The sequence below is a fragment of the Methanospirillum sp. genome (genome assembly GCF_035560735.1).
GTDB lineage: Archaea > Halobacteriota > Methanomicrobia > Methanomicrobiales > Methanospirillaceae > Methanospirillum.
In genome coordinates, this window is record NZ_DATMYY010000249.1 from 1 (window position 1) to 2,381 (window position 2,381).

2 protein-coding genes are annotated in these 2,381 nt (G+C 43.7%); one reads left to right on the forward strand and one right to left on the reverse strand.

The window, feature by feature from the left end:
• Positions 1-89: 89 nt before the first annotated feature.
• On the reverse strand, positions 90-1,733 hold the full coding sequence (locus VN429_RS07040; protein WP_325631388.1) for a CotH kinase family protein: 1,644 nt from the start codon (positions 1,731-1,733) through the stop codon (positions 90-92).
• Positions 1,734-1,888: 155 nt separating this feature from the next.
• Here VN429_RS07040 and VN429_RS07045 point away from each other — a divergent pair.
• The coding region (locus tag VN429_RS07045; RefSeq protein WP_325631391.1) for a TrmB family transcriptional regulator at positions 1,889-2,381 on the forward strand (493 nt) is incomplete at its 3' end.

Below are 2,381 nucleotides of genomic sequence, written 5' to 3' on the forward strand. Positions count from 1 at the left end.
TAGCAAAGGTCTAACATCAGTTGATTGAAAATCATAATCAGAGAGATTTAATATTTTTCGTGAAAAAAGGATAATTGAAAGAGTTCAGATCAGGGTGTCCCTGTTGAGCTGCCTTTCATCTCTGCGAGATACGCCATGACATCTGTATACCTGGAATCTGCATGAGAGATCAAAACTTCGAGTGATGAATTAAAACCTTCAGGGCTTCTGAGCAGAGTATAGCCCTTCTGTTCTCCATTATCCCCGACAACATATGGTGCGATGAGATCATGATTTTTGGTATAGAGCGGTTTCAGATTATCTGGATTAAATGCTCCAGAGATAACCTTCTCGACCGCCTGAACATACTTCTCATGATACACCGGATCATCCATTAAATATCTGATGAGCGGCCACTGGTCACCAACTTCATCAAGGCTGAGGCTTAACTGACCTCCCGACGGATGATCACCTCCCATACCTCTACCTATTCCTTGATCCCCTGGTGGTCCATTCATCGGCGAATCATTTCCAGGTCCAGATGGCATTACGGCAAACCCAGGTTCCGTAGTTGGTGACTGGTTTTCGAATCCCATTCCAGCATCAGGTCCAAAGTTGCCATTCATCCCTGCAGACCGGTTCTGCAATGCTTCATTGTTGTCCCAGGGGATCCAGACAAAACGACTATCTTCCGGATTATTGTATAAGAAGAAATTATGTGATGCCATGCCGTAACTGTCCCAGTTCTGAATGATGTTGTTTGTTGCAAGCCAGGTGATGAATTCATCCACATTAAGGATTGATTCAAGACCTGAACGCCATGCAACAGGATCTGTTGTACGGAGATCTGAATTCAGAGCACTGTATAACTGCTCAAGATCAGCGGACCCTTTCTTCTTGTTGGTCTCCTTGCTAAACCCGCTAATATTGAAGGATGAGTCTGCAAAGGACGTTGTACGAATATTTTCTGCCTTGTACAAATTGCCGGACCCATTCATAAACTGGGAGGAAATCATAGTATCAGCAACATCTTCGATCATTGTGTACAATCCAAAGTATACGGGTCCGCTTCCGGTGTCTACATATACCTGGTAAAAAGCAGTTTCCGGGGCAGGAACACCAGCACTCCGGAAGATATCAGGGACAACCTTGTCACGAATCAGGGAACTGTCACCAAACCCGCTCTTCAGGCTGAGTTCATCAAATCCAAAGAGTTTCTGATTCTTCAGTTCCGGGTTTTCATCCTCGTACTCATCGCAGTTTAGTTTCATTGAGATCTTGTAGGATCCTTCTCTCCATGAACCAGAGAGCGAACTCTGTCCTTTAAATCTGACCCCAACTTTATCAAGAGTTACATTCTGGACAGTCACTTTTGCTGGAACAACAACAGGGTTGTCAGAATCATCCTGATTCATCTCCAGACCTAGTCGCATCTCTCCTTTTCCGGGACCATTCCCTTCAGGATTTCCTGGACCCGGTCCACCCATCGGCATCTGTGAACTATTTCCAAATTCACCATATCTGCGAGCCATATCGTCAAGCATCTTCTGCCAATCTTCAGGAGTAATGCTGATGTCAATACGATTCACTGAGTCCTGCGGGAACATGACCAGATAATCAGGTAATGAAGAAGAATCCAGGTTTTTAGAATCTGTGGTTCCTGTTTTTAAAGAGGAATCAGCTGCCAGAACCAGACCTGTGCTGGCAACAACTATGGAAACAAGAATTAATCCTGCATACAATTTTGGGTTCATGGTGTCAATACCTTATCAAAAATATAGAGTTAATCATACGGCAATTGAGATACTCATAACCGCAGAGAAATCTAATACCGTCAGTGTTATCAGGATATACTAGTAAAAAATTTTACAACCCGTGAGTTGGATATTAACAGGAATCTGATTAGTATATGACAGACCAGTTCCATCAACCTCTTATCTCTGCTCTAAACACGCTTGGGCTTACTACATATGAGGCAAAAGTATACGCAGCACTAGTCCTGTACGATCAGGCAGGAGCACGGGATCTCATCGAATTCCTGCACATTTCAAAACCAAGTATCTACGAAAGTCTTCAAAAGCTACAGGATATGGGCCTCGCTTTTAAAAAATATACCAAACCAGCCGTATATGCACCAGTACACCCTGAAACCGCTCTCCGTACACTTCTTGAAACACATACCCAGGCTGCTTCAATTGCAGCAGAAGAGTTAGATCGACTCCAAAGAGAGAAGATAACAGAAGAACAGGATGAGGCAGTCTGGTCGGTATACGGGAATATCGTTGTAGAACATAAAATACTGGATCTCATCACCGGAGCTGACCACCAGATTGTCTGTGTTATGGGAGAACGCTACCTATCTATATTCTTTAAAGCAAAAATCAGATGCCCTGTCATATCCC